The 15712-nt window shown below is 38.2% G+C and carries 17 protein-coding genes and 3 pseudogenes; 9 read left to right on the top strand and 11 right to left on the bottom strand.

Going from position 1 to position 15712, the window contains the following annotated elements; genetic code table 11:
* Positions 1 to 331: 331 nt before the first annotated feature.
* On the top strand, positions 332 to 808 hold the full coding sequence (gene ybaK / locus CYJ36_RS20445) for a Cys-tRNA(Pro) deacylase (RefSeq protein ID WP_101569110.1): 477 nt from the start codon (positions 332 to 334) through the stop codon (positions 806 to 808).
* 628 nt (positions 809 to 1436) lie between these two features.
* On the opposite strand, the pseudogene CYJ36_RS20435 reads toward ybaK, so the two are convergent.
* Positions 1437 to 2051 (bottom strand): annotated as a pseudogene (locus tag CYJ36_RS20435) (IS110 family transposase); the annotation flags it as partial.
* 506 nt (positions 2052 to 2557) lie between these two features.
* Here CYJ36_RS20435 and CYJ36_RS20430 point away from each other — a divergent pair.
* The 7 genes from CYJ36_RS20430 to CYJ36_RS20400 all read left to right on the top strand — a co-directional run bounded on the left by CYJ36_RS20430 (position 2558) and on the right by CYJ36_RS20400 (position 7505).
* Positions 2558 to 3361 (top strand): extracellular solute-binding protein, encoded by an 804-nt coding sequence (locus CYJ36_RS20430; protein ID WP_101569109.1) that lies wholly within the window; start codon positions 2558 to 2560, stop codon positions 3359 to 3361.
* 37 nt (positions 3362 to 3398) lie between these two features.
* Positions 3399 to 3887 (top strand): hypothetical protein, encoded by a 489-nt coding sequence (locus tag CYJ36_RS20425; protein WP_101569108.1) that lies wholly within the window; start codon positions 3399 to 3401, stop codon positions 3885 to 3887.
* Positions 3888 to 3983: 96 nt separating this feature from the next.
* Positions 3984 to 4529 (top strand): RNA polymerase sigma factor, encoded by a 546-nt coding sequence (locus tag CYJ36_RS20420; protein WP_101569107.1) that lies wholly within the window; start codon positions 3984 to 3986, stop codon positions 4527 to 4529.
* 59 nt (positions 4530 to 4588) lie between these two features.
* Positions 4589 to 5248, top strand: coding sequence for an anti-sigma factor (locus CYJ36_RS20415; protein WP_374702842.1), 660 nt, complete (start codon positions 4589 to 4591; stop codon positions 5246 to 5248).
* A 463-nt stretch (positions 5249 to 5711) separates the two neighbouring features.
* Complete coding sequence (locus CYJ36_RS20410) at positions 5712 to 5921, top strand: heavy-metal-associated domain-containing protein (protein WP_101569105.1); 210 nt, start codon at positions 5712 to 5714, stop codon at positions 5919 to 5921.
* A 300-nt stretch (positions 5922 to 6221) separates the two neighbouring features.
* Complete coding sequence (locus CYJ36_RS20405; protein ID WP_101569104.1) at positions 6222 to 6737, top strand: hypothetical protein; 516 nt, start codon at positions 6222 to 6224, stop codon at positions 6735 to 6737.
* 273 nt (positions 6738 to 7010) lie between these two features.
* Positions 7011 to 7505 (top strand): DinB family protein, encoded by a 495-nt coding sequence (locus tag CYJ36_RS20400; RefSeq protein ID WP_101569103.1) that lies wholly within the window; start codon positions 7011 to 7013, stop codon positions 7503 to 7505.
* A gap of 130 nt (positions 7506 to 7635) precedes the next feature.
* Here CYJ36_RS20400 and CYJ36_RS24170 read toward each other — a convergent pair.
* The 9 genes and pseudogenes from CYJ36_RS24170 to CYJ36_RS20360 form a co-directional block, all read right to left on the bottom strand.
* Positions 7636 to 7794 (bottom strand): annotated as a pseudogene (locus CYJ36_RS24170) (stage II sporulation protein D); the annotation flags it as partial.
* Positions 7795 to 7830: 36 nt separating this feature from the next.
* Positions 7831 to 8355 (bottom strand): VanZ family protein, encoded by a 525-nt coding sequence (locus CYJ36_RS20395; protein ID WP_101569102.1) that lies wholly within the window; start codon positions 8353 to 8355, stop codon positions 7831 to 7833.
* Positions 8356 to 8441: 86 nt separating this feature from the next.
* Positions 8442 to 8528 (bottom strand): annotated as a pseudogene (locus CYJ36_RS24935) (carboxypeptidase); the annotation flags it as partial.
* A gap of 598 nt (positions 8529 to 9126) precedes the next feature.
* Entirely contained in the window at positions 9127 to 10449 is a 1323-nt protein-coding gene (locus tag CYJ36_RS20385; RefSeq protein WP_101569101.1) for a 6-phospho-beta-glucosidase, read from the bottom strand.
* A 2-nt stretch (positions 10450 to 10451) separates the two neighbouring features.
* Positions 10452 to 10772, bottom strand: coding sequence for a PTS lactose/cellobiose transporter subunit IIA (locus CYJ36_RS20380; protein ID WP_101569100.1), 321 nt, complete (start codon positions 10770 to 10772; stop codon positions 10452 to 10454).
* 12 nt (positions 10773 to 10784) lie between these two features.
* On the bottom strand, positions 10785 to 12101 hold the full coding sequence (gene celB / locus CYJ36_RS20375) for a PTS cellobiose transporter subunit IIC (RefSeq protein ID WP_101569099.1): 1317 nt from the start codon (positions 12099 to 12101) through the stop codon (positions 10785 to 10787).
* Between the two features lie 5 nt (positions 12102 to 12106).
* Positions 12107 to 12421 carry a PTS sugar transporter subunit IIB gene (locus CYJ36_RS20370; protein ID WP_101569098.1) on the bottom strand — a complete coding sequence of 105 codons (315 nt, stop codon included), beginning with the start codon at positions 12419 to 12421 and terminating at the stop codon, positions 12107 to 12109.
* Between the two features lie 547 nt (positions 12422 to 12968).
* Entirely contained in the window at positions 12969 to 13376 is a 408-nt protein-coding gene (locus CYJ36_RS20365) for a hypothetical protein (protein ID WP_224773403.1), read from the bottom strand.
* A 66-nt stretch (positions 13377 to 13442) separates the two neighbouring features.
* Positions 13443 to 13688, bottom strand: a complete 246-nt coding sequence (locus CYJ36_RS20360) for a hypothetical protein (protein WP_142382730.1) — start codon at positions 13686 to 13688, stop codon at positions 13443 to 13445.
* A gap of 193 nt (positions 13689 to 13881) precedes the next feature.
* On the opposite strand from CYJ36_RS20360, the gene CYJ36_RS20355 reads away from it, so the two are divergent.
* Positions 13882 to 14100 (top strand): Rok-like winged helix domain-containing protein, encoded by a 219-nt coding sequence (locus CYJ36_RS20355; RefSeq protein WP_101569095.1) that lies wholly within the window; start codon positions 13882 to 13884, stop codon positions 14098 to 14100.
* Positions 14101 to 14235: 135 nt separating this feature from the next.
* Here the strand turns inward: CYJ36_RS20355 and CYJ36_RS24680 are convergent, their stop codons facing one another.
* The gene (locus CYJ36_RS24680; protein ID WP_101569094.1) at positions 14236 to 15651 is read right to left on the bottom strand and encodes a TerD family protein; all 1416 of its coding nucleotides are present in this window, start codon (positions 15649 to 15651) and stop codon (positions 14236 to 14238) included.
* Positions 15652 to 15712 lie beyond the last annotated feature (61 nt).

Here is a 15712-nt window from a genome sequence, read left to right as displayed (position 1 = left end):
TTTAGGGTGTTATATTAGAAAAGATTACTCATTCTTCTTGAACTAACGCATGCGTTAGTTCAAGAAGAATTGTGAGTTGAGCAATTTTAGGACTGAGGCCATATTGTAGTTATTCCATTAAAGGGGGCGTTTCTTGAATAACCTTGCAACGTGGATGTTCCAGAACGATCTTCCACAATCGGGCGCTATCATGGAACAAGGATCATTGGCTGTTAATATATGGTTAGTAAGAACCTCGAAACAAAATTGTAGAGGAATAAGACGGATTGGTATAAGACTTTGGCTGCATTCGCTAAGAGCTAATATTAAGTGTTCAAAGAAGGTGTAAAAGATGAAAAAAGTTAAAACCAATGCAATGCGGATATTAGACAAAGAAAAAATAGAATATAAAATAATGACGTATAGGGCAGATGACGGAAAAATTGATGGCTTATCTGTGGCCAAAAAAATTGGAAAAGAAAAAGGGATAGTGTATAAAACCCTTATTTCCCAAGGTTCTAGCAAGGGATATTATGTTTTTGTTATTCCGGTTGAAGACGAGCTCGATTTGAAAAAGGCTGCTAAGGTTGTTGGAGAGAAGAAAGTTGAAATGATTCCAGTTAAGGATATAACGAAACTGTCTGGATATGTGCGGGGTGGCTGTTCTCCAATAGGAATGAAAAGTTTGTTTCCTACTTTTATTGATGAAAAAGCTCTATTAGTTGGTACAATCATTGTCAGTGGGGGAAATATCGGTGTACAGATTGAAACTAAGGTAGAGGATTTAGCAAAGGCAATAAAAGTTCAATTCGCAAATTTATCTAAATAGCTTTTTAAAATGTTTATGGAAAAGTGAGGTGAACATGATCTCTAAGGAGAGCTTAGAAAGATAAATTCAGAAAACTTTCGGGAAGCTCTTGGGCTTTCCGTGTTTGATGATCTACTAAAATTTGTGGCAAGTGTTTCGCCACCTGTTGCTATTGCTCTTGCTAAAGCTTACATCAGACAGATGGAAGAACAGTAGATCCATATGGGATCTATTATCAAAATGAAATGGTCGGTTTCTTTAATCTGCATTACACGCCTGCTAGTAAATAAGACTATTGGTTATTCCATTTTTTCATAGATAAAAGATTTCAAAGAAGTGGGCTGGGTTCTGACTCGATTAAAGATGTTATTAAAGTACCATAAACATTCCACCCTACTTGTAACCGATTTCATTTAACTGTGAATCTAGAAAACGATTCAGGTAAGTTGTTTTATATTAAACTTGGATTTAATGATGACAATACTCTTACGTTTGGCGAACCAACTTATTCGTTATCCATTTAGATCAAATTTTCTTCTTCCGCAAAACCAGCTAATAGCTTGTCAAGAATTATCAATAAAAAAGGTAAATAAAATATGATAGACTAAAATTTTTGGAAGATTCTGTATGATGAGGTTTGGTTTAGATTTTACTCAATATCTTGGAAAGCCACTTTATTGGTTAACATCGCAAATATCCATCTTAAAAGCTTGTTGACACAGGCAATGATGGCTACTTTGTATGGTTTGCCTTCTTCTCGTTTCTTGTCGTAGAACGCTCGTAACCTCTTGTTGCTAGGGATGATTTCATCACTCGTTTTCTGTCTGCAGCAATCACGAATGGCACATTTTACAGCCATAAACAAAGCCTGGCGAAGTCTGCTGGATCCTCTTTTGGTTATGCGGTTCATAGTGGCTCTGAATTTGCCAGATTCAAAGACACTTGGGTCAACTCCAGCGAACGCTACAAGTTTTTTTGGGTGACTAAATCGTTCAATCTCCCCGATTTCTGAGATAATCGTTGCCGCGATTTTTTCTCCGATTCCTGGGATGGATTGAATGATTTCATATTCTTCAATTTCTTTTGCGAGAGCGTCTATTTCAGCTGCCAACTTTGATAGATGCTCTTTGTATTGAAGAAGCATATCAATATACATATGCAGGCTTAAAATGTGACTGTGATATAAGGTTTTCTGAAATGGATTGCGAGTTGCTGCCTCCTTAAGTTGTGCAGCTTTTTCTTTTGCCCACTTTTTAGACCGGCTATATTGGCAGCTTTAAGCGACTTTTCAAGATTCTTTATATACGCATTGTCATTGATGGTATGGTAATGCAGCGTTTCAATTACCTTTAGATCAATGCCTGAATAATCGAACCGATGGATATGATAGGTTGCTGCGGCAACCTTTTTTGAGTTGCATTGGACTAATATATATCGAAGGTGAATTTTACGGAAAAAAGAAACCTGAATACCTAGATAATGTCGAATAAGTTAAGATTTTTTTCCATTTTGATATTAGACACAAATTAACCGACTAAATTTAGAACGGGGTTATGCTTGTTTGAGGTTTTAAAATTAAATAACTTTATTGTCACTTTAAAATTCGAGATTGTGAGGTATTTCGTGAAATGGGAGGTCAATTAGATAATGGCTTCAATATATTTATGGAACTTTATTACTATTTTTCAATTATAATCAAACCGTTTACAGCCTCCCTTCGTTTCCTTTAATAGTACCGGTAAAAAACATGTATGAAATGGAGGAAGAATCATGAAGAAGACCGTGTTCCTATCAGCTCTGCTTCTCTTTGTCATTGCGGCTGCCGGATTGTCAGCCTATGCAAAAATGGACCATAATCCGGCGTCCCAGGCGACACCAAATTCCAGCCAAAGTGATCATGTCATCCGGGTGTACGGACCGGGCGGACCACTTGGACCGATCAAGGAAGCTGCTGAACATTTTTCAGCTGAAACGGGAATCAAGGTGGAAGTAACAGCCGGACCAGAGGGTAATTGGATCGGCCAGGCAAAGCAAGGTGCAGATATTATTTTCGGTGGCTCCGAGTATATGCTGCAGGACTTCATCTTTAACCACCCCGAACTGATCGACACTAAATCACGTACGGAGCTTTACCCGCGTGCTGCAGGAATATTGGTAAGGAAAGGAAATCCTAAGAAGATTGAAAGTCTGGAGGATTTAACGAAAAAGGGAGTAAAAATAATCGATGTAAATGGGGCTGGCCAGCTTGGCCTGTGGGAAGACATGGCAGGCAGAAAAGGGCTGATCGAAGGCATTTCCCAAAATATTAACCTTTCTGTAAAGTCGAGTGCCGAAGCCATTGAACGATGGAAATCGAATTCCAGCCTAGATGCCTGGATTACCTATGAATCGTGGCATTACCGGCTCCAGGATGTGACCGACCTGGTCGAACTGCCTAAAGAAGAAAAGCTCTATCGTGGAACCCCGATCGCTCTGACGAAAATCACCGATCAGAAAAAAGAGGCACAGCAATTTATTGATTATTTAAGAACGGAAGAATCTCACCAAATCTTTCAAAAATGGGGCTGGAAGTAAGGACGAGCCTTAAATCTAAAAAACTGGAGGAACATACATGAAAAAAGGAATTTTTACCCTCGCGATACTTTCGTTTATTTTTGCTTTGGCTGCCTGCGGAAAAAGCACTGAGGAAACAACAAAGACGGATCAACCCGATCAAGCCCAAACGGAACAAACTAAATCGGAACAAGCCCCAGCTGACAGCCTCCAGCTTTTGAAGAATGAGATAGCTGGAGAGTACCTGGCGGATCCACAGGGAAGGACCCTGTATTACTTTAAAAAGGACAAAGCAGGAAAAAGCAATTGCAGCGGAGACTGCCTGGCAAACTGGCCGGCATTTACCCAGGAGGATTTCACCGTCCCGGAAGGTTTTGACAAAAAGGATTTCGATATGATCACAAGAGAAGACAACGGGGAGGAGCAGGTCACGTACAAAGGCTTTCCTCTCTATTATTTTGCAAAAGACCAGCAAGAAGGGGATGTAAACGGACAAGGAGTAAAAGATGTATGGTTTGTCGTAAACAGCCAAACAGAATTTGAATAAGCTTGCCCAGGGAACGATCAGTCGTGGTCGTTCCCATCCTTACTTTTAAAATAGTATAATGGCAATATATTTTTATCCAATAACAGGGAGTGCCACATGAAAGAAAAACACGATGCGGAATTAATGAGATTGATAAACGAAAAACACGGTCACGCATTGGAGGAGCTTTATGATCGATATATAAAGCTTGTTTACAGCTTCGTTATGAAGTTTTGCAATGGGAATGAGGATAAGACGAAAGAGATTATTCAATTGGTCTTTTTGAGGCTATGGACAACAAACAGCCATTACGATCCCGCTCTAGGCAGCTTTGTAAATTGGCTCCTCACGATTACCCGCAATATTTGCATTGATTACCTCCGTAAAGAGAAGAGGCATACGCAACACCATCAAGAGGAACATGAAGAGATCACCGACCCTGCCAATGCATTCGAGCAACAAGTAAATACGAATGATATTGCGATAGCGAAAAACAAATTGCCGACAGCGCAAAGAAAATTAATCGATTTGCTTTATTGGAGAGGGTATTCTCTTTCAGAGATCGCCAAGCTGGAACAAGAGCCGCTCGGCACGATTAAAAGCAGGCTTCACCAGGCTCTTAAACGGTTGAGGAAGCATCTGGAACTGGAGGATATAAAATGAGAAGGGATTGTGATCATTTAATTCCATATATATCAAATGAGCTCGAGGAGAGCGAACACATGGCCTTTGTTGAACATTTAAAGAATTGTAGGGAGTGTAAGAAAGAATATCAGGAATTGTCCCAGGCATGGCATGCTTTGCCGTTTGATTATACCGAAATCGAGGTGCCTGAATCGCTAAAAGGCGAGGTGCTGGGGTTTGTTTTTGATCACAAAAGGAAAGGTAGTACGGAAACATTCATGGCTAAGATGAGCAAGCTTGCTATGATGCTCAAAAGCCAGTTCACTCCAGTTTCAGCCAGTATCGTGGCCGTCTTATTGCTCGCGATTATTGGCCTTGGAATAGCGAATGTACAGGAAAAAAATTACCATGCCGAAAATATACCCATTGAAATTTTAACGGCCATTCCCTTAAAAGCAGCTAATCAAAGCCACCCGGGAACAAACGGCATGGCCTATATTGTCCAACAGGAATCAGAGAAAGATTTGGTGGTGCAGCTTCACGAATTGCCCGGTGTCGAAGGTTCACAGGTTTACCAGGTTTGGCTGCTGAAAAACGGCAAGAGGGAAAATGGCGGCATATTCAAGCCGAACGAAAACGGATCCGGAATATTGACCTACCAGCTCGCAGAAGGGCAGACTTTTGATCAAATCGGCATCACCGTCGAACCGGACGCCAACAGCATCCAGCCAAGGGGAGAAAAAATAGCCGGGTCATAGATAGTAACAGAAAGGGACAGATACATTTTAAATATCTGGCTAAACTTATATTACGAACAGGTGCTAATGTTCAAGAAACTTACCAAAAAATGATCAAACTTTTTTATAAAAATTCCATCTGTATTCTAAACTGTAGAATCCATTTTTGATCGATCTTTTTTCAAAATGGATTCTTTGAATTTGCCGCAAAAATGCAGGTTCATGTATTATTTTTGATCAAACTTTATTATAAAGTTTGATTAAAATTCCTGTATTGCAGGAATTTTTTGTTCATCGGTCCATTTAATGGAATAAGTGGTTGTATACCCCCACTTTTTTATACAACCATCAAGCCTACTTGAGCATGTACGAAGATTGCTTTATTAACTATATATAAATACTTCTTCAAATAAAGGGTAACATAAAACAAGAATATTTTAGTCATTAAAATCAAAGAAAAAACGTTTGGGAGGAAGGGACAAAATTGCAAGAAATAACAATTTTTATTAAAGAAGCAACAAATGAGCAACCGATTAAAACTTTAGAAACTATTCTTATGCAAATGAATGGCATTGATAGAGCTTTGGTAGACGTCGATGATGGTGAAGTAAAGATTATATACGATGAAACTCAAGTTGGTCATGAAAAAATCAAAAATAGGATTCAACAACATGGTCTACATCTTCTTGAATAAATCATTGCGACGTTCGACCCCGACTATTGATATATTAAGACCTAATGATAAAAGGTCAACCAGAAGCTAACCTCATATTACAAACGGGTTCCCTTTAGTTGAAGAACTGCTGCCATTTTAGGTGGCTTTTTTCTTATTGTACTAACGTGGCAGAATAGTTGAAGAGAAGACGTAAAAGAACAACTATATTCAAAACATAGACAAAAAAAGCAGCTAGAAAAGCTGCTTTTTAGAATTACCGTAATTATTGATTAGCCTCCAAATTATGAAAGTAATGATAAACACCGTTTTAAATGGCTAATGATTTCTTTACATGGAGCTTTATATAGTTTTGGAATATGTAACATAAAGGGCACAAATCCAATTGGAAGAATATTCAAGACTATTAGGAAAAAGGAATTAGAAAGGATTATTGAAAGAGTTAAGAGAAATTATACAGATTTTATTTATGGTGATCAAAGTGACGAATCCTTTTTACAGTATGGAACATTTATGAGTGGAAAAATTCTAGATATAAATAGTGTATTATCAAGATGTGAATCAGAAGCGTATATGATGCAATTTACACATAGTAAAACGTTAAAAATTGGGACCGAACAAAGATTGGCTATTGACAAGTTAATAAGTTATCGAAATGACTTTGCACACTTTAAACCAATGGCATATGGGATTATGGGGAAATACGAAAATGATATTGTACTTCCAGTTTTAAAAGTAATTGAATTTTTAGCCCTGGAAACAAATAATATATTATATCTTCAAGTAGAGAGTTGCGAGAGAGTTAAGCATGCTATCAAACACTTTTCTTTAAATTAGTGATTAATCCCGACACTAACAAACAGGGTTGGTCCAGGACGATTTTCAACAATCGGGCGCTTATCTGTAATAAGGTAAGTGTCCTTTTTAGTGGAATAAAAATGTTGAGTTAATCACCTGATTTTGAAATAATTGGTATTAAGCAATCGGGCAGTTTAATTGAACAAGGAATTGGCATAACACCTTAATTAGTGACCTCTCTACAATAAGCTGCAAATGAATTTTGACCAACGGGATTATCTAGTAAAGGGATTAAATTGGAGGGAATAGAAAATGGATGTAAAAACACTTTTGTTACAGCAATGGGCAAGCTGCTTAGATGAAGAAGACTGGTTTCCACCACTTGAAAAAGTGCTAGAGGATATCACTTTTGAACAGGCAATTTGGAAACCAGCTGATGGGGCAATGAATTCCATTTGGGAATTAGTTTGTCATTTACTTTTCTATGAAAAGAGATTTCTGATGCGATTTCTTGGTGAAACAGCGAATGAACCACAGGCAGAAAATAATGAATCTACATTTCGATTACCAACTGAGACGTTAGAAAATTGGAAGGAAACAAAACAAGAATACTTTTTTGTTCATCGTGAACTTGGAAAAATACTAGCAAAATCAGAACATGAAGATTTGTATAGACAGATCCCAGGAGAAGATAATTCATTAGTGCTTGAACTGAAGAGTTTAGCAATGCACGACGCATATCATATTGGGCAAATTGTATTCCTTAGTAAAATGCAAGGAGCTTGGGCAGGGAAACGCAGCTTTTAAAAAAGCTTCATTAGCTTTAGGGGGCTTTAATGGAAAATGGCAACCTATGTGAGGTTGCCGTTTTCTTTGGATGCTAAAGCAGCGTCTTCTACTCGTGACAAAATAGAAGAGGTTATTCTCCTTTTCTTTTTTAATTGCGAACTACAACTTCTTTGTCTATTTCATTTATAAAGGTATCTATTCTTCCTAAGTCAACATCCTTGTAGTAGTAACTCAGAATGTCAGTATATTTTCTTCCTTCAATCGCCATTCCGTTAGCTCCATACTGACTCATTCCAACCACGTGACCTTTTGCCTATTTTCATGAACAGCAATTCTCCAATTACTAAAATTTAAACCTAATAACACCACTAATTAATACCAGCACTAATGCAACAAGGAATATCACTCCGATTGAAGTTAAAACATTAAGGATTTTATTTGCTTTTGTACTAAACAGCTTACAAAATACAATATAAACTCCAACTCCAATAATTCCACCTAATGTATTTCCCATAAAGTCAGTTATATCGCTAGCTCCTATAGCAAAGATGAATTGCAATACTTCAAATAACAAACTAACTCCTGCTATTACTGCAATCTTTTTCAAGAAAGACCAATTTGGTTTTAGCATACTGATATAAATTCCAAATGGGATAAATGCAAGTACATTAAAGATTATTTCATTAAAATCTAATTGATTATTAACATTAGCTGAACCAGCAAAAGGGATTAAGTTGATTTCCCTAAAATTCGGCAAGCCTTGAAATGAAAATTGCATTTTAAAGACTATAATCCATGTTAATGCAAATAAATATACGGCCAACAAGCCAACAGTTATTTTATTTTGATTATTTTTTGATTTTTCCATATAAATCCTCAATTCCTAATTCTTTTTCAAACTTATAATCTAAGCTTTTATCTTACTTTACACTATGCTATCATCTCCGAAAATTTTTCAGCTATTTCTTCTGATATCGGTAATATATTAAAAATAAAAACTAGAAATAATGCAAAAACCAATAAAAATCCCCACTTTTTCATTTTTAGGTAACTTGTTTATAGGATAGGATAAACTTTTAAAATAAAAAGTGGGGTAAATATTAAATTTTTCTTAAATTTTTACTTGGATTTTATTATTAATTTTCTTAGGAATCCGCCATTGGTAATTTTGTCTATAAAATAAAATTGCGATGTTTGTAAGAAAGATGCGAAGTTTTGAATAAAGTTGTGATACTTTATCTTTTCAATCAAGGATTTCTAAATGAGTTTTGATTAAACTTTTTTAGAAAACGGAGAGTCCATTCAAAATGGTTTCCTTTTATTAGCTATAGCTTGTGGGTTTACAGAAAATTTTTAATCAAACTTTATTCAAAACCAACAGCTCCTTAATGTTCTTATTCAACAATCGGGCGCTTTTCTTCGATAAGACAGCATAAATGATATTCCACAATCGGGGGCTATAATGAAATAACTAATTAACTCAGTTCAAAACTTAGTTTTTGTATGACAAAAAAACACCGCTAAAAGCGGTGCGAATTAGTTTACTAATCCAAATGCTATTCCCGGTGCTAAATACCGTGTGATTTCAGGTTTTTCCTCCCAAAATGGAACTCCTTAAAATTAAACGGCCGGTTTTTTTCTATTTGAAAAATTGCGGTAAATGTACTTTATGTGCTTCGAGCATTTCATCTAAGATTTTTTTCCCTGTTGTATCAGATGCTACAAGAGGATTGATCGTCATCGCAAGCAAGGCAGTATTGTAATCGCCAGTTACAGCTGCCTCGGCAGCAACACGTTCAAACGATTTGATCTGCTGAACGAGGCCGCGCACTGCTACAGGCAAGTCACCGATCGCAAGCGGCTTTGGCCCATCCTTCGTAATGACTGAGCTTATTTCAATCGCAGAATCATATGGCAGACTCGCAATCGCTCCATTATTCATTGTATTAACCGGCTGAATATCACGTCTGTCTGTATAAATGGAGTGAATCAGACGTACGGCAGCATCACTGTAATAAGCGCCGCCTCTTTTTTCAAGCTGGGGAGGTTTTATTGCAAGCTCTTCATTTTGATATAGCTCAAATAATTCATCCTCCAGCTTTTTCACTACCTCAGCACGAGTCCCAATGGTTTCGGCATTTTTAATCTCTTTTTCTACCATTTGTCTTGTTTTGTAATAATACTGGTGGTAAGGGCATGGGAAGACATTTAAAGCTTTTAAAAATTCAGGCTCCCATCCGAGTGCAACAATATTTTGCATCGTTACGGATTGTTCGGGATTTGTAATGAGATCAATCACTTGTTGTTTAACACTCTTGCCATCTAAATACACATCCAGACCATATACCATATGATTTAAGCCTGCAAAATCAATTCGGATTCTGGAATATTCTACGTTTAATATCTTCGCAGCACCCATTTCCATGCCAATCGGCACATTGCAAAGACCAACAACCTTCCGAATGCTGCTGTATCTGAGAACAGCCTCCGTTACCATGCCGGCAGGATTCGTAAAATTAATCAGCCAGGCATCAGGACAATATGTCTCCATTTCTCTGCAAATATCCAGAATAACTGGGATGGTGCGCAGGCCTTTAAACAAGCCGCCAGGTCCGTTAGTTTCTTGCCCAAGTACACCGTATTTAAGCGGGATTCGTTCGTCTTTTGCACGTGCATCCAAAAGGCCGACACGAAATTGCGTTGTTACAAAATCTGCATGTTCCAATGCTTCATGCCTATTAAGAGTCAGGTGAATAGTGATCGGCACATTTGCTTTTTCCACCATTCGTTTTGCGAGACTGCCGACGATCTCTAATTTTCGTTTTCCTTCAGGTACATCCACAAGCCATATTTCTGAAACAGGGAGCTCATCATAGCGCTTAATAAAACCTTCAATCAGCTCAGGAGTATAAGAAGAGCCGCCGCCAATCGTTGCGATTTTCAAACCTTTTTTATTCGTCAAGCCTACACCTTCTTTGTCCGCTGATAAATTTCAACGATTTCTAATGCAAGATCTTTTACAGTCATCGCAGTCATTAAGTGGTCCTGTGCATGAATGAGTATAATAGGGATATCGTACTTTTCACCGCTGGCTTCTTTTTGAATCAGCTCAGTTTGAAACCGGTGGGCTTTTATGAATTCCGCATCCGCTTCCTCAAGTTTTTCAAAAGCCTGGTCAAAGTTTCCTTTTTTACATTCTTGTATCGCTTCCATCGCCAGACTTCTGGCATTGCCGCTATGGGCGATTAAGTGAAAGGAAAGTTCATATAACTGTTCTTTGTTCATAGATTCCCTCCATTATGAAGCTGATTGATTTTCTTCATTGAATTTTTGTTTATCCCACATCCGGAAGAAAGGATAGTAGATAAAAAAGGCGATCACCATATTAATAAGCTGCATAATGAGCCCGGATATTTTTCCTCCTGTGGCCAAGTATCCGCCAAAGAGAGGAGGCATTGTCCATGGAACACCGATTCCTGCCGGTTTAGCGACAATTCCAGTTTTCATACAGATGTAGGTTGTAATTGTAATAGCAATTGGAGTCAAGATAAATGGAATGATGAGGAGCGGATTCATGACAATTGGCATTCCAAATGTGACCGGCTCATTAATATTGAACACACCTGGACCGATAGACAGCCTCCCCAGCTGCTTCATCTGCTGGCTTTTTGCAAGGAAAAGCATACAGAAAACAAGGGATAGCGTTGCACCAGATCCTCCGATATAGATGAAAAGATCAAAGAATTGCTGTGTAAAGATATTCGGAAGGGCCTCTCCGGCTTGAAATGCTACCCTATTTTCATCCATTGAGGTCAGCCAGATTGGACCCATGACGCCCCCGACAATGCTTGCCCCGTGAAGTCCTGTTGACCAGAGAAGCTGTATCAGGATAACGGCTATAAGACTTCCAATTAAGCTTCCGCCAAGTACGCCAAGCGGTTTTCCTAAAAGGATACTGACGACATTATGAAGACTTTCAAACGACGTATTTTCTATCAGTAAACGCAAGAGCCAAACAGAAGTAAGAATGAAAAATCCAGGTATAAGCGCGATAAACGAACGGCTTACTGCCGGCGGAACACCATCTGGCATTTTGATGACCAGATTTTTTTGGATGACGAATCTGAAGATTTCAGTAGATAGAATCGCAAGGATCATGGCAACGAACAATCCTTTGCTTCCCATTAGAGCAGCGGGAATAGCGCCGCCGACCATGACAGCTTCTTTTGCGCCTTCTGCAAGAAACGGAACTTGATAAGGAGTCGCAAGGAGAAAGGCTGCAACAGAGATCGCCCCAGCTGTGAGCGCATCGACACCGTATTTCTCAGCAAGGCGGTAAGCAATCCCGAATGCTGCAATGAGAGCCATTATGTCAAACGTAGCGCCAACAGGATAAAGGAGCTTTGTCAGCCACTGATCACCAAACACGCTTGCCATAAACTCCGGATATCCTTCTATTGGAAGGAAACCAAGAATTAAGAAGATAGATCCGATAATAATCAGAGGCATTGTAAGGATAATTCCATCACGCAGCGCCTGAAGATGCCGCTGTCCTGCCACTTTGGCAGCAGCCACCATAAATTTTTCCTCAAAGAAGCGATTGACCTTTCCCATTCTAGTCACCCCTTGGTTGAATTAATAAGTCCATACGCAAATTTAAGAACTTCCTTTCCATTGCATGTTCCGTAATGCAGCATATTGATCGAATCAACCGGAATCCCGCGTTCCTGACCCTTTGTTTTTAATTGCGGCAGCAAATAACGGACTTGCGGTCCTACTAGCAGAACATCTGCCTGATCAATATGTTTGTTTACTTCACTTGCTCCAACTGCCCAAATCCTGCAGTCCAATCCTTGCTCCTTCGCACTCGCCTCCATCTTTGAAACGAGAAGACTTGTCGACATTCCTGCAGCACAGCATAGTAAAATATTCACACAAAAACTCCTTTCTTTTGTAAACGGTTACATAATCAGTTAAAAAAATATATGAACTTAGTAATAGGTATGGGGATTTTTTTGAAATATGTATAAGCTGTTGACGAGAAAAAATATAAATATTTTGGGACAGGCTTAGGAAAATAGGTGGATTGCACGGAATCATTGAGAGTTGTGCTGATACAGGTGAAGAATGTTCTGTCTAGGTAAAATGGACAGTTTTTATATAGATTGATTTTACTTTCCGAAATTGGAAATATTTTCTTAACAATCTGCGATTCACTTTCTTTTTTCCACTTATCTCCTTAACCCGTTCTTATTAATAAGATAAGACCCAATTTTATGGTTTTCCCTCGACGCCATTGGGTATTTTGTCTTTTTTTGAAACGAAGGGAAAAATTGTTAACTGACAAACTTGCTATTTTAAACTGATAAATCTTGAAAAGGGAACTGATAAAATTCGTCAGTTACACTGATAAAAGCAGGAAATCAATTGATAAACCAATACTCTATTAAAAAACAAATGAGCCCTCTAAGAGAGCTCATTCTACATCTCAATATCATCATTTTTGTTTCTGAATCTCTTAAAAATACTTCTGAAAATCAAGAAAATGACAATTAGCCCAATATAGATAAGGAAAAGGAAGATAAATCCCCAAAGACCTATAACGGCATCTATAAATTCCATATTTCCGCGATTCGTCAGGGCCTGCTGGATTTCAATTCCGAATACGATCACAAACATAAAAGTAAGCGTATAAAGGAAAGACAAAGCAGTAATGCCAAATGGGAGCTTTGACAGCCATTTAGAAAAAATATATATAAATATAAAAACTGCCATCCCGATGAAGCCCATAATCCAGAAATGCAGATCTTTATCTGTTAAGTTCAGCCCAAGCGATTGGTAGACAAACGCATTGATCAAATCATGAATATTGTTTACGGCCTCAGCCATTAATTTAATTATTTCTTTCAGAATCTGTCACTCATTTCTATAAGGTTATAACTCTATTATACCTTACTAAGTCAATGCTGCCCTTTTTAGCAAACGATTAATAGAACGATTAGCCTCTGATAATATGAATTCTTTATTCATTGTTTTCATGACCCCTTTTTCCATTACGATTTTCCCGTTTATGATTGTAGTTATAACATCGCTTCGTCCTGCAGAATAGACAATTGAGATAGGATCGGTCTCTCCGGATGGATAGGCATGAAATTGATGAAGGTTTAAGATGACTAGATCTGCTTTTTTTTTCAGCCTCAAGAATGCAATTTCTTTTTCCAGGCCAACCATTTTTTTGAAAGAGAATTTGAAAAAATAAATGGAGGAAAGATAATATAGGAAAATAATAAATAAACCAATCAACGCTTTAACGTTTTAAAACGTTGTAGATTTAAACGGAGTTTCCAAGTAAAATAAATGAAATAGGATTTTTATCAGAAAGGGATGGAGAACTGTGAGATATACGAAAAAAGAGTCAAACGAATTGATTGCAGCTGCTTTTCACCTATTAAGGAGCCGAAAAGTAGCCACTCCGAAACAAATTGCAGATGAGCTGGAGGTTCAAACAGGCAAGCGGGTATCCTCTCCTTCTGCATTTATGGTAAAGGTTATTGAGCGCTATCCTACTGTCGTAAAACCAAGACGAGGAGTGTATATGATCAAAGAAGGGTAAATTTTTTTTAGAATTTTCTCTTATTCTACTATAGAAAAAATCTAAGAACATTAAATGTGTAAGAAAAAGTGACAAACTAATTTTCAGGAAAAAAATACTAACCCCAGAATAATTGGAGTTAGTATTTTTATCATTTTAAGAAAGGAACTCATGCGGGTTAAGGCCAAGTTCATTGCAGATATCTGCTACAACTCTTTGTTCATTTTGATCGAAGTGCCCGTCTGCATACCCGATTGCAATACAGTAGCGTGCAACTAGTCTTGCGATTTCAGGCTTTGATCTAACTTTACCAAGTGCTTTAAACGCCTCAGCACGGCCAATCATTTGATCTCTTTCAATTCGCTGTACATAGATATTAAATTGCTGAATGACTTTATTTGTATCAAAAACGCGCAGTTCTTCACTTTGGTTTACAAATTCAGTCATTTTTTGACGTTCAGACGGATCTAATCTGCCATCTGCCATGCCGACAAGTGCACATGCAGCAACAACTGCTTCCATGACATCCTGGCTTTTGTATTTTTGGAACAATTCCATAGCTTTTCTTTTTTGCTGATTGGCCCATTCTGCATAATCGGTCTGGTTAGGAGACCACGAATTTCCACAGCTGTTACATGTGAACTTCAGCTTTTTTTTACCGATAAATCCTCCAAGCAAACCGACTGGACCTAAAATCAGTCCTCCTATAGCTGCTTTTCCAAGTCCAAACCCTTTTTCGCCAGTTCGTACATTTGTAGAGTGACAGCGGGTACAGCTGATGTTTTCTCCATAATTCTGTGAGCTTTGAGCCGGCGGCTGTGAATAAGGCTGGTTCGTCTGACCGTATGAAGGCTGACCAAAAGATGGATTTTGCTGATTAGATGACTGATAAGACGGCATCGGTTGAGCAGAATAGGAATTTTGAGCATTATTCTGCTGAAACTGCCCATTTTGCTGGAAGCCTTGTGTATGTATGCCTGCTGCAGGAGCAGGTTCATCATCAACGGATACTCCAAAATTGCGGCATAATGCAGCAAGACCGCCTTGGAAACCGCTTGCAATCGCATTGAATTTCCATTCGCCGTTATGACGGTAAAGTTCTGCTGCTACAATTGCTGTTTCAACGGTAAAGTCTCTGCCAAGATTGAATCGCAAAAGCTCTTCATTGTTTAGTGGATTGAAAATTCTTACATATGCATTTTGTACTTGTCCAAAATTCTGCTGCTTCATTTGGGCATCATGGATTGTAATCGTAAATGCAATTCGATGGATTGTCTGTGGAACAGCTGTTAAATTAATTTGAATTTGCTCATCATCCTGGTGGCCTGCACCTGTCCTGTTATCACCTGTATAGAGGATCGAGCCATTTCCGCCAGAAGGATTATTATAAAATACGAAATCCAGATCACTATTTACTTTGCCGGAAGGGCCCAGTAAAAATGAAGAAGCATCGAGATCGTAATTTGATCCTTGCTGGCTCACATCCCACCCTAATCCCACAATGACATTCTGCAAACCAGGGTTTGATTTTGTTAAATCGACTTTTTGACCTTTGCTGAGAGTAACACCCATTCTATTGTTCACTCCTTAGGTTGTATTCTTTTTTATGAGAAGCTCTTCAAAAATATGTAAA

This window comes from Bacillus sp. UMB0893 (assembly GCF_002858905.1).
Lineage (GTDB): Bacteria > Bacillota > Bacilli > Bacillales > Bacillaceae > Bacillus_P.
The sequence above is the reverse complement of the archived record's forward strand: the minus strand, read 5'-3'. Positions and strand labels throughout refer to the sequence as shown.

Coding starts and splice junctions, on each gene's coding strand:
- ybaK (WP_101569110.1), top strand. CDS start 332: ATGAAAAAAGTTAAAACCAATGCAATGCGGATATTAGACAAAGAAAAA.
- CYJ36_RS20430 (WP_101569109.1), top strand. CDS start 2,558: ATGAAGAAGACCGTGTTCCTATCAGCTCTGCTTCTCTTTGTCATTGCG.
- CYJ36_RS20425 (WP_101569108.1), top strand. CDS start 3,399: ATGAAAAAAGGAATTTTTACCCTCGCGATACTTTCGTTTATTTTTGCT.
- CYJ36_RS20420 (WP_101569107.1), top strand. CDS start 3,984: ATGAAAGAAAAACACGATGCGGAATTAATGAGATTGATAAACGAAAAA.
- CYJ36_RS20415 (WP_374702842.1), top strand. CDS start 4,589: ATGGCCTTTGTTGAACATTTAAAGAATTGTAGGGAGTGTAAGAAAGAA.
- CYJ36_RS20405 (WP_101569104.1), top strand. CDS start 6,222: ATGATTTCTTTACATGGAGCTTTATATAGTTTTGGAATATGTAACATA.
- CYJ36_RS20400 (WP_101569103.1), top strand. CDS start 7,011: ATGGATGTAAAAACACTTTTGTTACAGCAATGGGCAAGCTGCTTAGAT.
- CYJ36_RS20395 (WP_101569102.1), bottom strand. CDS start 8,355: ATGGAAAAATCAAAAAATAATCAAAATAAAATAACTGTTGGCTTGTTG.
- CYJ36_RS20380 (WP_101569100.1), bottom strand. CDS start 10,772: ATGAACAAAGAACAGTTATATGAACTTTCCTTTCACTTAATCGCCCAT.
- celB (WP_101569099.1), bottom strand. CDS start 12,101: ATGGGAAAGGTCAATCGCTTCTTTGAGGAAAAATTTATGGTGGCTGCT.
- CYJ36_RS20365 (WP_224773403.1), bottom strand. CDS start 13,376: ATGGCTGAGGCCGTAAACAATATTCATGATTTGATCAATGCGTTTGTC.
- CYJ36_RS24680 (WP_101569094.1), bottom strand. CDS start 15,651: ATGGGTGTTACTCTCAGCAAAGGTCAAAAAGTCGATTTAACAAAATCA.